This is a genomic window from Rhizobium sp. AAP43 (assembly GCF_001296045.1).
Taxonomy (GTDB): Bacteria; Pseudomonadota; Alphaproteobacteria; order Rhizobiales; family Rhizobiaceae; genus Allorhizobium.
Window position 1 is genome coordinate 113,002 of record NZ_LJHS01000027.1, and the last position, 14,951, is coordinate 127,952.

17 protein-coding genes are annotated in these 14,951 nt (G+C 56.3%); 9 read left to right on the forward strand and 8 right to left on the reverse strand.

Going from position 1 to position 14,951, the window contains the following annotated elements; genetic code table 11:
- Positions 1–7 precede the first annotated feature (7 nt).
- The 6 genes from rsmG to hemE form a co-directional block, all read right to left on the reverse strand.
- Complete coding sequence (rsmG, locus tag IP76_RS15950; protein ID WP_054159213.1) at positions 8–619, reverse strand: 16S rRNA (guanine(527)-N(7))-methyltransferase RsmG; 612 nt, start codon at positions 617–619, stop codon at positions 8–10.
- A gap of 8 nt (positions 620–627) precedes the next feature.
- The gene (gene mnmG, locus IP76_RS15955) at positions 628–2,502 is read right to left on the reverse strand and encodes a tRNA uridine-5-carboxymethylaminomethyl(34) synthesis enzyme MnmG (protein ID WP_054159214.1); all 1,875 of its coding nucleotides are present in this window, start codon (positions 2,500–2,502) and stop codon (positions 628–630) included.
- 32 nt (positions 2,503–2,534) lie between these two features.
- Positions 2,535–3,872, reverse strand: a complete 1,338-nt coding sequence (gene mnmE, locus IP76_RS15960; RefSeq protein ID WP_054159215.1) for a tRNA uridine-5-carboxymethylaminomethyl(34) synthesis GTPase MnmE — start codon at positions 3,870–3,872, stop codon at positions 2,535–2,537.
- Positions 3,873–3,918: 46 nt separating this feature from the next.
- Complete coding sequence (gene rho / locus IP76_RS15965; protein ID WP_156318605.1) at positions 3,919–5,184, reverse strand: transcription termination factor Rho; 1,266 nt, start codon at positions 5,182–5,184, stop codon at positions 3,919–3,921.
- Between the two features lie 192 nt (positions 5,185–5,376).
- Positions 5,377–5,913, reverse strand: a complete 537-nt coding sequence (gene hemJ / locus IP76_RS15970; RefSeq protein ID WP_054159216.1) for a protoporphyrinogen oxidase HemJ — start codon at positions 5,911–5,913, stop codon at positions 5,377–5,379.
- A gap of 4 nt (positions 5,914–5,917) precedes the next feature.
- Positions 5,918–6,949 (reverse strand): uroporphyrinogen decarboxylase, encoded by a 1,032-nt coding sequence (hemE, locus tag IP76_RS15975; RefSeq protein ID WP_054159217.1) that lies wholly within the window; start codon positions 6,947–6,949, stop codon positions 5,918–5,920.
- Between the two features lie 403 nt (positions 6,950–7,352).
- On the opposite strand from hemE, the gene IP76_RS15980 reads away from it, so the two are divergent.
- The 5 genes from IP76_RS15980 to dnaQ are packed head-to-tail and all read left to right on the forward strand — an operon-like array spanning position 7,353 to position 10,956.
- A complete protein-coding gene (locus IP76_RS15980) occupies positions 7,353–8,174 on the forward strand; it encodes a pyruvate, water dikinase regulatory protein (RefSeq protein WP_054159282.1) in 822 nt (273 codons plus the stop codon).
- A gap of 33 nt (positions 8,175–8,207) precedes the next feature.
- Positions 8,208–8,807 (forward strand): Maf-like protein, encoded by a 600-nt coding sequence (locus IP76_RS15985; RefSeq protein ID WP_054159218.1) that lies wholly within the window; start codon positions 8,208–8,210, stop codon positions 8,805–8,807.
- On the forward strand, positions 8,800–9,657 hold the full coding sequence (locus IP76_RS15990) for a shikimate dehydrogenase (protein ID WP_054159219.1): 858 nt from the start codon (positions 8,800–8,802) through the stop codon (positions 9,655–9,657). The genes IP76_RS15985 and IP76_RS15990 overlap by 8 nt, the downstream gene beginning before the upstream one ends.
- Positions 9,657–10,262 (forward strand): dephospho-CoA kinase, encoded by a 606-nt coding sequence (coaE, locus tag IP76_RS15995; RefSeq protein ID WP_054159220.1) that lies wholly within the window; start codon positions 9,657–9,659, stop codon positions 10,260–10,262. The genes IP76_RS15990 and coaE overlap by 1 nt, the downstream gene beginning before the upstream one ends.
- Positions 10,255–10,956, forward strand: coding sequence for a DNA polymerase III subunit epsilon (dnaQ, locus tag IP76_RS16000; protein WP_054159221.1), 702 nt, complete (start codon positions 10,255–10,257; stop codon positions 10,954–10,956). The genes coaE and dnaQ overlap by 8 nt, the downstream gene beginning before the upstream one ends.
- A 46-nt stretch (positions 10,957–11,002) precedes the next feature.
- Here the strand turns inward: dnaQ and secB are convergent, their stop codons facing one another.
- Positions 11,003–11,476, reverse strand: coding sequence for a protein-export chaperone SecB (gene secB, locus IP76_RS16005; RefSeq protein ID WP_054159222.1), 474 nt, complete (start codon positions 11,474–11,476; stop codon positions 11,003–11,005).
- 86 nt (positions 11,477–11,562) lie between these two features.
- Entirely contained in the window at positions 11,563–12,051 is a 489-nt protein-coding gene (locus IP76_RS16010) for an FxsA family protein (RefSeq protein WP_054159283.1), read from the reverse strand.
- A gap of 146 nt (positions 12,052–12,197) precedes the next feature.
- On the opposite strand from IP76_RS16010, the gene IP76_RS16015 reads away from it, so the two are divergent.
- From IP76_RS16015 to IP76_RS16030, 4 genes are read left to right on the forward strand one after another with little or no spacing between them, the layout of a single operon-like run.
- Positions 12,198–12,896 carry a Tim44/TimA family putative adaptor protein gene (locus IP76_RS16015; RefSeq protein ID WP_054159223.1) on the forward strand — a complete coding sequence of 233 codons (699 nt, stop codon included), beginning with the start codon at positions 12,198–12,200 and terminating at the stop codon, positions 12,894–12,896.
- Complete coding sequence (locus IP76_RS16020) at positions 12,893–14,011, forward strand: murein transglycosylase A (protein ID WP_054159224.1); 1,119 nt, start codon at positions 12,893–12,895, stop codon at positions 14,009–14,011. The genes IP76_RS16015 and IP76_RS16020 overlap by 4 nt, the downstream gene beginning before the upstream one ends.
- Entirely contained in the window at positions 14,008–14,580 is a 573-nt protein-coding gene (locus IP76_RS16025) for a Smr/MutS family protein (RefSeq protein ID WP_054159225.1), read from the forward strand. Before IP76_RS16020 ends, IP76_RS16025 begins: the two co-directional genes overlap by 4 nt.
- Positions 14,577–14,942: a helix-turn-helix domain-containing protein gene (locus IP76_RS16030; protein WP_054159226.1), complete on the forward strand. Its 366-nt coding sequence runs from the start codon at positions 14,577–14,579 to the stop codon at positions 14,940–14,942. Before IP76_RS16025 ends, IP76_RS16030 begins: the two co-directional genes overlap by 4 nt.
- Positions 14,943–14,951: the final 9 nt, after the last annotated feature.

The following is a 14,951-nucleotide window of genomic DNA, read 5'->3' on the forward strand; positions in this document are numbered from 1 at the left end:
TGGCCTTTTACAGGCGCTGGAGCGAGGAAATTTCCAGTATGACGGAATCGGCTTCTACCACGCTCTGATGTACTACCAGATCGAATCGCCACCGGCCACGCGCTTTTTCGATTTCGGCGAGATAATCCCGCCCTTTGTGAAAAACCAGCTTCAAGTTTCGGTTTTTTTCGACCCAAGGAAAGACGTAATCGAAGAGCTTGTCCAATTCTGCAAGCGCACGCGCAGAAATGACATCTGGCGCTTCCAGTTTCAAAACTGCGTCCTCGATCCGTAGCGGATGAACAGCGCCGCGTGCCTGGCTTTCGAGCAAGGCCATACGCAGAAAGCTACACTTTTTCTTGTTGCTCTCGACGAGATCAACCCAGCCTTCGCCAGTCTCCGTCAAGGCAATTGCAATCACGATGCCAGGGAAGCCACCACCGCTTCCTATGTCAATCCACCGGGCTGGACCGGGTACGATGGTACGAAGTTGGAGTGAGTCCCGCACATGCCGATTCCATACCTCGCTCAGTGTGGAGGGAGCAACGAGGTTTATGGTTCGAGCCCACTTCTGAAACAGGTCAACAAAGCGGTGCAGCTTTTCCTGCGTTTCACGTGAAACATCCACAGCTTCTTGCATAATTTTCCTTACGAGGCCTGCTGCTGACCGACACCCTTACGTAGATGGGCGACCAGCAGCGCCACAGCTGCCGGCGTCATGCCTTCGATTTTCGCTGCCTGTGCTAAATGAACTGGCCTTTGCGACGAAAGTTTCTGTTTGAGTTCGTTCGATAGGCCTGACAGTTTATGGTAGTCGAAGCTCGAGGGAATAACGCGTTCTTCCTCGGCTTGAACACGCTGTATATCGGCCGCCTGACGATCAAGATAGGTACTGTACAGCGCATCAATTCCAACAAGTTCCGCCAGCGCTTCATCCACGTCGCTGAGGTCGGGCCAAATCTTCACAAGGTCAGACCAACCCAGCTCTGGATAAGACAGAAGTTCTCGTGCATTGCGACGACGACCGTCTTGGTTGACCATTACTGCCTTGGTTTTCATTTCGGTCGGTGAGGCAGATAACTCACCGAGACGAGCATATAAATTTAGCCTATCTTTTTGATATTTATGGAATTTTTCTGATCGAGCAGGCCTTATGCAGCCGATCTCGAGCCCAAGCGGTGTGAGACGCATATCGGCATTGTCTGCCCGCAGGGACAGTCGGTATTCGGCGCGTGACGTGAACATGCGGTATGGCTCTGCCACGCCACGGGTCGTCAAATCGTCAATCATGACACCGATATACGCATTCGTACGGCTGAACGTGACCGGCTCACGATCCAACGCGTAAGAAGCGGCGTTCAGTCCTGCAACCAGACCCTGCGCGCCTGCTTCTTCGTAACCTGTGGTGCCGTTGATCTGACCAGCAAGGTAGAGTCCAGTCGCTGACCGCACAGCCAGAGTCAGGTCAAGTTGTTGCGGATCAACATAATCATACTCAATCGCGTATCCCGGTTGCAAGATGACGGCTTTCTCCAACCCCGGAATGGAGTGGATAAAAGCTTCCTGCACCTCTGCAGGAAGCGACGTCGATATTCCGTTCGGATAGATCGTATCATCGTCCAGACCTTCCGGCTCCAGGAAAATCTGGTGGCCGTCTCTTTCACCGAAGCGGCTGATCTTGTCCTCGATCGACGGACAATAGCGCGGACCCACCCCCTCAATCTGCCCCGAATACATGGCCGATCGATGGAGATTGTCGCGGATGATCCGATGTGTTTCCATCGTCGTTCGCGTAATTCCGCATGAGATCTGCGGCACCGCAATCTTCTCCGTCATGAGAGAGAAGGGCACGGGTTCCGAATCTGCTTCCTGTCGCTCAAGCCTCGACCAGTCGATCGTTTTGCCGTCAAGGCGCGCAGGCGTTCCTGTCTTCAGTCGTCCCAACTCTAGGCCGAGCGCAGCCAAGTCTTCGCTCAGGCGAAGGGCAGGGGCCTCACCAACGCGACCACCAGGGATCGTTTGATCACCAATGTGAATAACACCGCGGAGGAATGTCCCAGTGGTTAGGACGACAGCCTTAGCGCGGACGACAGACCCATCCGCCAAGACAACACCGCGGATAACCGAACCGTCGCGCAGAAGCCCCTCCACACCCGCTTCGATGATCTCCAGTTTGTCGTAGTCAGCAAGATAGGTTTGCACCGCATCTCGGTAGAGCTTGCGGTCTGCCTGTGTACGGGGGCCCCACACAGCCGGACCCTTCTTTCTATTCAGCATACGGAATTGAATGCCACTGGCATCCGCCGCCTGGCCCATGATCCCGTCAAGTGCATCGATTTCACGAACGAGATGCCCCTTGCCGAGGCCACCGATGGCGGGATTGCATGACATTGTGCCGATCTTTTCTGCACTATGGGTCACTAAGGCTGTCACCGCACCCATGCGGGCAGCAGCAGCGGCCGCCTCGGTGCCTGCATGGCCACCGCCCACGACAACAACGTCAAAAATGCGCTCAATGCTCATTACTGACCCTCACTGGGCTCGTTTCACGTGAATCACTTTCCGACACAGAATTCGGAGAAGATTTTGCCCAAAAGCATTTCGGTATCGATACGACCCGTTACCCTTGCCAACTCATCGGCAGCTTGCCTCAGCAATTCTGCTTTCAGCTCCAAGGGAAGGGCCTTCTTGTCCAGGCATTCGCGCAAACTGGCACGAGCGGCCGATAGGCGTTGTGCATGCCTCAACCGGCTCGGGATTGCAAGACTTCCGACTCGCGTCCGCTCCTTGACAATCATCAACATCCGAGCCCGCAATTCGTCGATACCGGTACCGGAAACCGTGGAGAGAGAAACATCAAATCCCTTCTGGTATCCTACTGTGTCGCCTGGTCGGTCGAGATCCACTTTGGTGCAGATCGTCAAGACATCACCTCGAACCGGCCCCAATTCGGCCGGAGGTGCCCGTCCAAGCTCGGAGAGATGGAGAACCAGGTCTGCATCTGCGATCGTCACAAAGGCGCGCCGTATGCCTTCACGCTCGACTGGCTCGTCGGTCTCTCGTAATCCGGCAGTGTCAAAGAGATGTACCTTGTAGCCATCGAGGTCCAGTTCGCAGTGAACAATGTCCCGTGTCGTTCCGGCAATTTCGGTTACGATGGCCACGTCTCGGCGCACAAGTGCGTTCATCAAGCTTGATTTACCGGCGTTCGGTGCTCCCGCCAAAACCACGCGAAATCCGTCGCGAATGATCTCACCCGTTTTGGCTGTCGACAACACAGTATCGATTTCATCGGCCAGTGCCGCCACTTCGGACCAGATGCGATCTGAAACAGATCCTGGGATGTCGCCTTCATCGCTGAAGTCGAGTTCCGCTTCGATCATGGCTCGCGCAAAGATCAGGCGCTCACGCCAGCGCTCATAGATGGCCGAAAGATGCCCACTCGACTGCTCACTGGCGAGACGCCTTTGCATTTCTGTCTCAGCCGCCAGAAGGTCAGCCAGACCTTCTATTTCCACCAGATCAAGTTTTCCATTTTCGAATGCGCGGCGTGAGAATTCGCCTGCTTCGGCCAGTCGCAAACCCTCGAATCCGGCTAATTGTTCAAAAACTGCGGCAATGACTGCCTTGCCACCGTGAAGGTGAAATTCAGCACAATCCTCACCCGTGAAGGACTGCGGTCCCGGAAAGGAGAGAACCAGTCCTTTGTCCAGAATATCACCGGAGGATGTGCGAAGCGTCCGAAGCGCTGCCACGCGTGGTTCTGGTAATGCGCCGCCGATCAATGTGCCCAAGGCGGCGAGTGCCATCGGCCCGCTGATGCGGATGACAGCAACCCCCGCTGGCGGCGCACCGGAAGCAAGGGCGAATATCGTGTCATGGGCTGCTGTCATGAATAGAGCGCTCCTGACAAAGGAGCCGGCGCAAGGCCGGCTTCCATCAGGTGTTCATCGAGTCGAAGAAGTCGCCATTGTTCTTCGTTTGCTTCAGCTTGTCGATCAGGAACTCGATCGCATCGGTTGTTCCCATCGGCGCGAGAATACGGCGCAGGACGAAGATCTTCTGCAGATCCTGGCGCGGTACCAGCAAGTCTTCCTTGCGGGTACCGGACTTCAGAATATCCATCGACGGGAAGATGCGCTTGTCGGCGACCTTACGGTCCAGAACGATTTCCGAGTTACCCGTGCCCTTGAATTCTTCAAAGATCACTTCGTCCATACGGCTGCCCGTATCGATCAGGGCCGTCGCGATAATGGTCAGCGAGCCACCTTCCTCGATATTACGTGCGGCACCAAAGAAGCGCTTCGGGCGCTGCAGAGCGTTAGCATCAACACCACCGGTCAGAACCTTGCCAGAAGACGGCACAACGGTGTTGTAGGCGCGTCCGAGACGAGTGATGGAATCGAGCAGAATAACGACGTCGCGACCATGCTCGACCAGACGCTTGGCCTTCTCGATAACCATCTCGGCGACCTGAACATGGCGTACGGCAGGTTCATCAAAGGTGGACGAAACGACTTCGCCACGCACCGAGCGCTGCATGTCAGTCACTTCTTCGGGGCGTTCGTCGATGAGAAGAACGATCAGATAACATTCCGGATGGTTCGCCGTAATGGAATGGGCGATATTCTGCAACAGGACCGTCTTACCGGTACGCGGCGGCGCAACGATCAGGCCACGCTGGCCTTTTCCGAGCGGTGCGACCAGATCGATCACACGTGCGGACAGATCCTTGGAAGTCGGGACATCCAGCTCCATCTTGAAGCGCTCATTCGGGTAGAGCGGCGTCAGATTGTCGAAATGAACCTTGTGGCGGATCTTCTCGGGATCTTCGAAGTTTATTGTGTTGACCTTCAGCAGCGCGAAATAGCGCTCGCCTTCCTTCGGTCCACGAATTGGTCCCTCAACCGTGTCACCGGTCTTCAGCGAGAAGCGACGGATCTGCGATGGAGAAATGTAGATATCATCAGGGCCCGGCAGATAATTCGCATTGGCCGAACGAAGGAAGCCGAAGCCGTCCTGCAAGACCTCAACGACACCTTCGCCGATAATCTCGACGTCCTGGCTCGCAAGCATCTTGAGGATCGCGAACATCAGCTCCTGCTTGCGCATGGTGCTCGCGTTCTCGACTTCGAGCGTTTCGGCAAATGTCAGGAGATCAGTCGGCGACTTGCTCTTGAGTTCTTGTAGCTTCATTTCAGCCATGAAGGGGACCATAGAGATTGAGTTTTGGGAAGGAACGGCGTGCGCCAGGAATTCTTACGATTGCGAAGGCCGCAATTCACTGAATGTTACGCAAGCCATGAAGAGGGGAGTGCGGCGAAAATAGCGATTTCACCACTGCACCGCAAGTGAAAACCGGCACCGGCCGAAATTAAGCCGCAAGCCCAGTCTCCACTAGAATGGCTTGACGACGGCTAGTATCACAATGGTGATCATCAGCAAAGTTGGTGCTTCATTCATAATTCGCCAGAACCTTGGCGTCCGAACATAGTCGCCCCGGCCAAAAGATCGGACCGCCTTGGCGAAATAACCATGGACGCCCGAAAGCGCGAATACAGCGGCGAGCTTGGCATGCAGCCAGCCGCCCTGAAAGCCGAACACACTCCAGGCGAGATAGAGACCCAGAACCCAGGACACGACCATGGCAGGCGTCATGATCACTGACATAAGCCGTTGCTCCATCACGGCAAATGTCCTCGCCTGCTCGGACCCCGGAGCACTGTCAGAATGGTAGATGAACAAGCGAGGCAGATAGAGCATGCCCGCCATCCAAGAGATGACAGCGATGAGATGCAGCGCCTTGATCCAAGGATAAGCGTCATCAGGACCCGCAAGCATCACGCCAGCAGCAACAACGCCAAAGAACACGAGCGCAACCACGGCCTTTCGTGCAGCCTTTTGGCCAGGGCGTGCGTCGGTCTGCTTTTCCATCACTTCATCCAAAGCTACGAACCCGACGAACCAGATCCGAAACATGCTCCGGGTCGGCCTGCGGCGTAATCCCGTGGCCGAGATTGAAAATCAATGGTCCCTGACCCAGCACCTGCAAGATGGCATCAATCCCTTCATCAAGCGAGCGCCCACCGGCAACGACGCGCATCGGATCGAGATTGCCCTGAACAGGTCCGTCCTTCTGTAACTCAGCGGCAAAGCTGAGCGGTACCGACCAATCAAGGCCAATAGCATCCGCACCCGTCGCCTGCCGGTAGTTCTTCAACAAGATACCTGCGCCCTTCGCAAAGGCGATGATCTTGGCCTTAGGGCGACGTGCACGAACAGAGGCGATCATGCGGGCTACAGGACGAACGCTGAATTTCTCGAACTCGACCTCGCCAAGCACACCTGCCCAGGAATCGAAAATCTGCACGGCGTCAGCGCCGGCATCAATCTGCGAAACGAGGTAATCGGCGGAAACGTCGGCGAGGAAATCCAGGAGCCGCAGGAAGGCTTCAGGGTACTGATAGGCGAAAAGCCGCGCCGGTGCCTGATCTGGCGTACCGTGGCCTGCGATCATGTATGTTGCAACCGTCCACGGTGCGCCACAAAAGCCCAGAAGGGTGGTCTCTGTCGGCAATTCGCGTCTGAGGCGGCTCACCGTTTCAATAACTGGTTTCAGATGCTCAGTGATGCCCTCAGGGCTCAGAGCAGCAATTCCACTCTCATCGATGGGATCCATCTGCGGTCCGTGTCCCTCAGTGAAACGGACATTACGGTTCAGAGCATCCGGTATCACCAGAATGTCGGAAAACAGGATGGCCGCATCAAAGCCATACCGACGGATCGGTTGGAGAGTGACTTCCGTTGCCAGTTCCGGCGAGTAACAGAGATCAAGGAAACTTCCGGCATGGGCACGTGTGGCGCGGTATTCGGGCAGATATCGCCCCGCCTGTCTCATGAGCCAGATTGGCGGTGGCGTGACCGTCTTGCCATTGAGGACGTCGAGGACTTTTCGGTTCAAATCACTCAAGGCTCAGGCCCCTTCAAATAAAGAAAAGAGATATAGATTCTTCTTCTATTTCTAAGAGTCTCTGACTATCAAGGATTAAAGCGTGTCCACAGAGACCAGCCTTCTCGCCATTTGTCGCATCAAGTCGCTTCGTGTTCTCCAAGTTTCCCCGCAATCTGTGGAGAAGCTGAAATTAACCCGAAGATTCAACGATCTGGGAAATATGTTAATGGCTCCTCATCTGTGGATGACGTGGTGACTGACCAATGTGACATTGTGTTATCCACACTATCCACAGATGCGGCGAAACGATCTTCGCTCAGGCTTTCGCTGTGGACAAATCGGAGGTTTTCCCGCCTCCTCCGAAGCGCGGGTGCAGAAGCCTGTCGTTATCCCAGTCTATCAACAGGTACCGGAGAAGATCGTGGAGAACAGGAAAAGCTACTTCCATCTCCACCTGATTTCTGACTCAACGGGTGAAACGCTCATTTCTGCCGGGCGGGCTGCGACAGCCCAGTTCCGCGGCGTCAATGCGATCGAGCACGTCTACCCGCTTATCCGCAGCAAGAAGCAGGTCAAATCCCTCATCGAGGCCATCGACCGCGAGCCCGGCATTGTCTTGTACACTCTGGTTGATCAGGATCTGGCGGCACTGATCGAAGCAGGTTGCCACGAGCTCGGTTTGCCGTGCGTCAACGTCTTGGCGCCGATCGTGGAGACGTTCCAGAGCTATCTTGGCGCGACGTATCGCGGACGTGTCGGTGCACAGCACGTTCTCAACGCCGACTATTTTGCGCGCATCGAAGCCCTCAACTTTGCGATGGATCATGACGACGGTCAGGCGACGGAAGACTATGACAGTGCCGAGGTTGTCATCATCGGCATCAGCCGCACATCGAAGACGCCCACCAGCATTTATCTCGCCTATCGCGGTATCAAGACAGCCAATCTTCCGATTGTTCCTGGTGTACCGCTTCCGGAAGGTTTGCTGCGCGCAACGCGGCCGCTGGTCGTTGGGCTGATCGCGAGTTCGGATCGCATCTCCCAGGTGCGAGAAAATAGAATCCTTGGCGCGACATCTGGCTATGATCACCGCGACTACCTTGATCGCGCAACGATCACCGAGGAGCTCAAATACATGCGATCCCTCTGCGCAAAGAACAATTGGCCCTTGATTGACGTCACACGCCGTTCGATCGAGGAGACCGCCGCGGCCATCGTTGCCCTGCGGACGAAGCTACGGTAAGCCCAGCCAAAGCGTCCGTATTTGAGGTCCACCATGACAGTCTCTCTTGTCCTCGCTTCCGGTAGTGCTGCTCGGCGCATGCTGTTGATCAATGCTGGATTACAGTTTGCTGTCGAGGGCGCGCAGATTAACGAACGGGAGGTGGAAGAGGCTCTTCCCCCAACTCAGCGCGGTCCAGAGGACGTTGCTCTGCATCTTGCAATCGCGAAAGCGCGCGACGTGTCCGAACGACATCCGGACGCAATCGTTATTGGCTGCGATCAGACCATGTCTCTGGGTGAGCGGATTTTTCATAAAGCCAAAGACGTTTCGGAGGCGCGAGAGATACTCCTGTCGTTGAGGGCGGCTGCTCATCATCTGAACAGCGCCGTTTGCCTCGTTCGCAATGATGAAGTCCTTTGGTCTCATGTAGGCGTGGCGTCTATGCACGTTCGTGCTTTCTCAGAGCAGTTTCTAGACGCTTACCTTGATCAGGCTGGTGACAAGATCCTGTCGAGTGTTGGCTGCTACCAACTTGAGGGTGAGGGGGTGCAGCTGTTCGACAAGATAGAAGGTGATTACTTCACCGTGTTGGGACTGCCTCTGCTACCGCTTCTCGACGCTTTGCGTAAACTGGGTGTTAACCATGAATGATTCACGTGAAACAATCGGACCCCAGGCATTTGTCGCCGGCTATCCGATTTCTCATTCCCGCTCTCCGCTCATTCATGGCTATTGGCTGCGCACGCTAACCCTGGCAGGGCGCTATGAAAAAGTCGCGGTTACACCCCACGAGTTTCCCGCCTTTATCCAAGACCTGAAAACGGGTGCGAGAGGATATCGGGGCGGCAACGTGACCATCCCGCATAAGGAAGCGGCGATCGGTCTTGCCGATGTTGTTGATCCCATCGCCGAGGAGATCGGTGCTGCAAACACCCTCTGGTTAGAGGATGGCATTTTGCATGCGACGAACACGGACGCTGAGGGTTTTCTGGCAAACCTCGATGCAGGCGATCCCGGTTGGGATAAATGCGGACGAGCAGTCGTACTGGGAGCCGGCGGAGCGAGCCGGGCAATTCTCCATGGCTTGCGAGAGAGAGGCCTTTCGCAAATTCACGTCGTTAACCGCACGGTCGATCGGGCAAAGGAATTGGCAGATCGGTTTGGGGCTCCCATCGAGGCGCATGCACTTGAAGCCTTGCCAGAGTTGCTGGCCGGAGCAGGGCTTTTCGTCAACACGTCATCTCTTGGGATGGACGGCAGCCCGGTGCCTGTTTTGCCATTTGACCGGATGGTCGACGGCGCCCTCGTAACCGACATTGTGTATGTGCCACTCAAGACAGAATTCATGCGGCAGGCGGAAGAAGTTGGCCTCAGAACAGTGGATGGCCTTGGCATGCTGCTGCATCAGGCAGTCCCTGGCTTTGAAAAGTGGTTTGGACAAAGACCGCAGGTGACGGACGATTTGCGGCAAGTGATCCTCGACGACATTGGGCACCACTGATGATCATCATCGGACTGACCGGCTCAATCGGAATGGGAAAGTCGACCACGGCAAAACTGTTTGCCGAAGAGGGCGTGCCTGTGAATGATGCCGATCAAGTCGTTCATGATCTCTATCAAGGAGCAGCCGTTGAACCCGTTGGCCTGGCATTTCCAGGCACTGTTTCAGATGGTGTCGTGGATCGCGCGAAGCTCAGTGCAGCGCTGGCTCAGAATCCGGCTAACTTTGCCACACTCGAAGCCATCGTTCATCCGCTGGTCAGGGCAAGGGAAACTGAGTTTCTCTCCCGCCATCGGGCATTGGGAACTGAGATTGTGCTCCTCGATATTCCGCTCCTGTTCGAGACTGGTGGCGAGAAACGCGTGGATGTGGTTGTCGTGGTCAGCTGTGAGGCTGCAATTCAGCGCGAGCGCGTCCTTGCACGGACTGGAATGACGCCTGAGAAATTCGAGCTTATCCTTTCAAGACAAGTTCCCGATGCTGAGAAGCGGGCACGCGCTGACTTCGTCGTGGATACGGGGCAGGGCATTGACGCTGCACGCCAACAAGTGCGAGTCCTGCTTGAGCAATTGCGTAACCGGCAAACGGAAACCCCCCATGCGTGAAATCGTCTTCGATACGGAAACAACGGGCCTCGAAAACAAGGTCGATCGTGTCATCGAAATCGGCGGGCTCGAACTGCTCAACCACTTCCCCACGGGACGGACGTTCCACGTCTATATCAATCCCGGTGATCGCAAGGTTCATCCGGATGCGTTGGCCGTCCATGGCATAACCGATGACTTTCTGAAGGACAAACCGAGCTTCGCCGACATCGTTGCCGACATGCAGGCATTTTTCGATGGTGCGAAATGGGTCGCCCACAATGCGAACTTCGATATCGGCTTTATCAATGCCGAGTTTGATCGCTTGGGTCTGCCGCCTGTGGCGCCGGAGCTGGTCGTGGATACATTGTCGCTTGCCCGGCGGAAACACCCGATGGGCCCCAATTCGCTCGATGCGCTCTGCCGGCGCTATGGCATCGATAACTCGCACCGCACGAAGCACGGCGCCCTGCTCGACTCCGAGCTCTTGGCGGAAGTCTATATCGAGATGCTCGGCGGCAGGCAGGCAGCACTTGGATTTGGCAGTGTCGACACACGCCAGACCGAAAAGACGGAAACCACCGAACTGGTCGAGTTTTCCTACGAACGTCCTCGTCCGCTTGCCGCACGGATTTCGGAAGAAGAAGCCAGGGGGCACGCGGCTCTCGTCGCACGACTTGGTGAGAAGGCGATCTGGTCCAGATACACGGCATAAAAAAAGGGTCCCTCGGGACCCTTTTCAGTCTGTGAGAGCCTAAATTTCAGTTCGGCACGGCCTGCTTCGAACGGCCCTGTTCTTCTGCCACGCGCTGGGCAAACATCTGGGCGAAATCGATCGGGTCGATCATCAGTGGCGGGAAGCCACCATTGCGGCTTGCGTCGGCGATGATCTGGCGAGCGAAGGGGAAGAGCAGGCGCGGGCACTCGATGAAGAGAACCGGAAGCATGTGCTCCTGCGGGAAACCAGTAATGCGGAAGACGCCGCCATAGACAAGCTCGGTGACGAAAACGACCTTGTCGCCATCCTTGGCTTCGGCACTCAGCGTCAGGACAACGTCAAAATCATTGTCCGACAGCGGATTGGCATTGACGTTGACATTGATGTTGATCGCCGGTGCCTTGTCGCGAGCCTGAAGCGAACGCGGCGCGCCAGGATTCTCAAACGAGAAATCTTTGATGTACTGAGCAAGGATATTGAGGGACGGAGAAGTCGTTCCCTGATTGTTGTCTGCCATAGGGCGTGTCCTCGAAGATGAATGCTTAGGCCATCTAACATTTGCACCTTCGCCTTACAACCCTTGGGCCTTTGTCTGCCAGAGGCCTAATCTTTGCCGATCCGTGGTCCGCGCCATGGTGTGTCTGTCCGAGTTTCGGTGCGGTACTCGTCAGCATCAAGATCGACGACATTGCCGTCTGCCGTTGGGTGCGAGAACCCGCTGGCTCGGGTAAAGCCACCACGAACGATGACGCGTGGGCGGACCAGACGCCAGGCGAGATCGCGGACGACTGGGATGAAAAGAAGAAGGCCTATGATGTCGCCCAGGAAACCCGGAATGATCAGCAGGACGGCAGCGACGACGAGAAGTGCTGCGTGAACCAGCTGCCGGCCCGGATCAACCCCGCGTTTTGCTTCATCCTGGAGCCGCTGCAAGATCCCAGCCCCCTGGATGCGCAAGAGAGCGAAGCCCAACATGGCAGATAGAATGACAAGACCAAGCGTTGGCAGGACGCCGATGGCGCTGCCGACAAGGACGAAGCCTGCAATTTCGAAGAGGGGTGCTAAAACAAAGAGCACCAGAGGAAGGCGCATCGGCGGCTCCAAACAGCTTTTTGATCCGGATTATCGCAACATCAAGCCGGCCGGTGGCAAAGAATGCGTTACGACGTTTGAATGATTGTCCCGTCAAGACTATATGGGAAGCTGAAAAAGCGAATTCAATCAAACTGGCGGTCTTCATGGGGTCTAGCGATTTTGTCACTCTGTTCTTCCTGGTCGCGGCGGTGCTGATCTTTTTTCAGCTGCGCAGCGTGCTGGGCCGTCGAACCGGTCATGAAAAGCCGCCGGTTGATCCGTTCACCCAACGAGATCTGTCGAAGGGACCTGCGGCAGATGACGGCAAGGTTGTCACTCTGCCCCGACGCGAAGAGCAGTCGGCTGAAGAGCGCTTCGCCCTGATCGATAGCTATACGCCTGCGGGCTCTGCCCTGAATGATCAACTGCGGGAATTGCTGCGTCACGATGCTGGCTTTAACCCGAAGGAATTTCTCAATGGTGCAAAGATCGCCTACGAGATGATCGTGATGGCTTATGCCGATGGCGATCGCAAGACCCTGAAGGGTCTGCTGTCCCGGGAAGTCCTTGAGGGTTTTGAAAGTGCCATTGCCGAGCGTGAGAGCCGGGGAGAAGTGGTCAAGTCGACCTTCGTGGGAATTGAGAAGGCAGAAATCACCCATGCTTCGGTTCGCGATAACGAGGAGCAGATCACGATCCGGATCGTCTGCCAACTGATCACAGCAACCTATGACAGGGACAACAAGCTGATTGACGGTGATGCCGAATTGGTCGCTGAAGTAAACGATGTCTGGACCTTCGCGCGTGATGTTCGCTCGCGCGATCCGAACTGGAAACTGGTTGCGACCGAAGCTGAACAATGAGCGCCAACGGTCGGAATTTCAGCCTGGAGCCTGTCTCCTTTGTCGACATGCCAGGCTGGCAGAATGACGATCCGTCTCTGCTGTGGCCAGCGATGGCCGATTGCCTGGCCCATATCGAACAGGTCAAAGCCTATCGTGCGGGATCGCTTGGCCTGACCACTGATGACCTCCGCCCCCTGTTGCTGGCGGCAGTCCAACGATTGCCAGACGGGCCAGATGACGCCCGTCATTTTTTTGAGCAACATTGCGTCCCAATGCGGATTGTCCCGAACGACAATGTCCGCGGTCTGGTCACGGCCTTTTATGAGCCGGAGGTGGCTGTCTCCGATTGCCCTGACGGGGTCTATCGCTATCCTTTCTATCGCAGGCCCGCTGATCTCATCGATCTAGACGCGACCAATCGACCGACGGATCTCGATAATTCATACGTCTTCGGACAGCGAACCGTGGACGCCATCTCTGTCTATCCGGACCGTGAGGCGATCGATCGCGGATATCTTGAAGATCGTGGTCTTGAGATCGCTTGGGCACGTTCTCGCGTCGACGTCTTCTTTACCCATGTCCAGGGCGCAGCGCGTCTGCGTTATCCCGACGGCCACGTCAGACGCATCACCTATGCTGCCAAGGCCGGCCACCCGTTTTCGCCGATCGGGCGCAAACTGATTGATCTCGGTGAAATCCCGGAGGCCGAGATCTCGATGCAGTCGATCAGAGCTTGGCTCGACGCTCATCCAGATCGCATGGACGAGATCCTCTGGCATAACCGCTCCTATATCTTTTTCCGCGACGCTGATGTTGATGATCTGTCTCGTGGGCCGATCGCAGCCGCGAAGGTGCCGCTGATCGCCGGACGCTCACTTGCGGTTGACCGTCAGATCCACACGTTCGGTTTCCCCTTCTTTATAGCAGCTGAGGGGCTTACTCGGCTGGACGCGGGAAAGAGCTTCGCCCGCCTGATGTTGGCCTTGGACACTGGTTCTGCGATTGTTGGCCCCGCGCGAGGCGATATCTTTACGGGCTCGGGTGACGAGGCGGGCGATCTTGCCGGTGCTGTGCGCAATGCGGCAGATTTTTATATATTCTGCCCGAAGGAAGCGGCTGAGAGGTTCCTGTGAGTGGCTCGGGTTCAAAACTGAAAGGCGAGGATCGTGTCCTTTGGGGCAAGGTTGCTCGTTCGACCAGGCCGCTGCCGGGACGGATGGAAGATCTGCTCGCGTTTGACGATCAGTTCCAGGAAGACAGGATTCTTGAGAATCCTGCACCGCCCGCCTTCCAGAAAACGGCTATGTCGTCAACGGCGCTGCAGACCCCCGAAGTCGATCGAAAGCCCGATGCCCATCGACATCATCCGCTCGAGCGCCCCGTCAAGCGCAAGATTTCCCGAGGCCACCTGGCACTGGAGGCCCGTATCGATCTGCATGGACTCTTTCAGAGCGACGCGCATGGCATGCTTCTCGATTTTCTGATGCGCGCCCATGAGCGTGGACTACGTCATGTTCTTGTCATCACAGGTAAGGGAAGTTCGTTCGGCAGCGAGGGCGCGTTGAAGAGAGCAGTCCCGCTCTGGTTTTCGCTCCCGGAATTCCGCTTTCTCATTTCGTCCTACGAGCCCGCTGCGCGCAAACACGGTGGCGATGGAGCGCTCTATGTCCGCCTGTCGCGCAAGGGGCAGGACCCACGATGACGCCCTTCGGCGAAGCTCTGCGCGCATTGCGCAACGGCAAGGGTGTTTCGCAAAAAGAGATGGCTGCGGCGCTTGGCGTGTCTGCGGCCTATCTGTCGGCACTCGAGCACGGCAAGCGCGGCCTGCCGAACTTTGATTTTCTGCAGCGTGTGGCCGGCTACTTCAATGTCATATGGGATGAAGCCGAGGAGCTCTTCGCCGCGGCCGGCCTGTCTGATCCGCGCGTTGTCATCGATACTGCCGGAATGAGCGCCGAATACACCGCTTTCGCCAATGAACTGGCCAAGGTGATTCGCCACCTGTCACCCGACGTGATAGAAGAATTGCAGATGGTGCTGGACAAAGGCAAAAAACGGTCCTGAAGGGGCTTG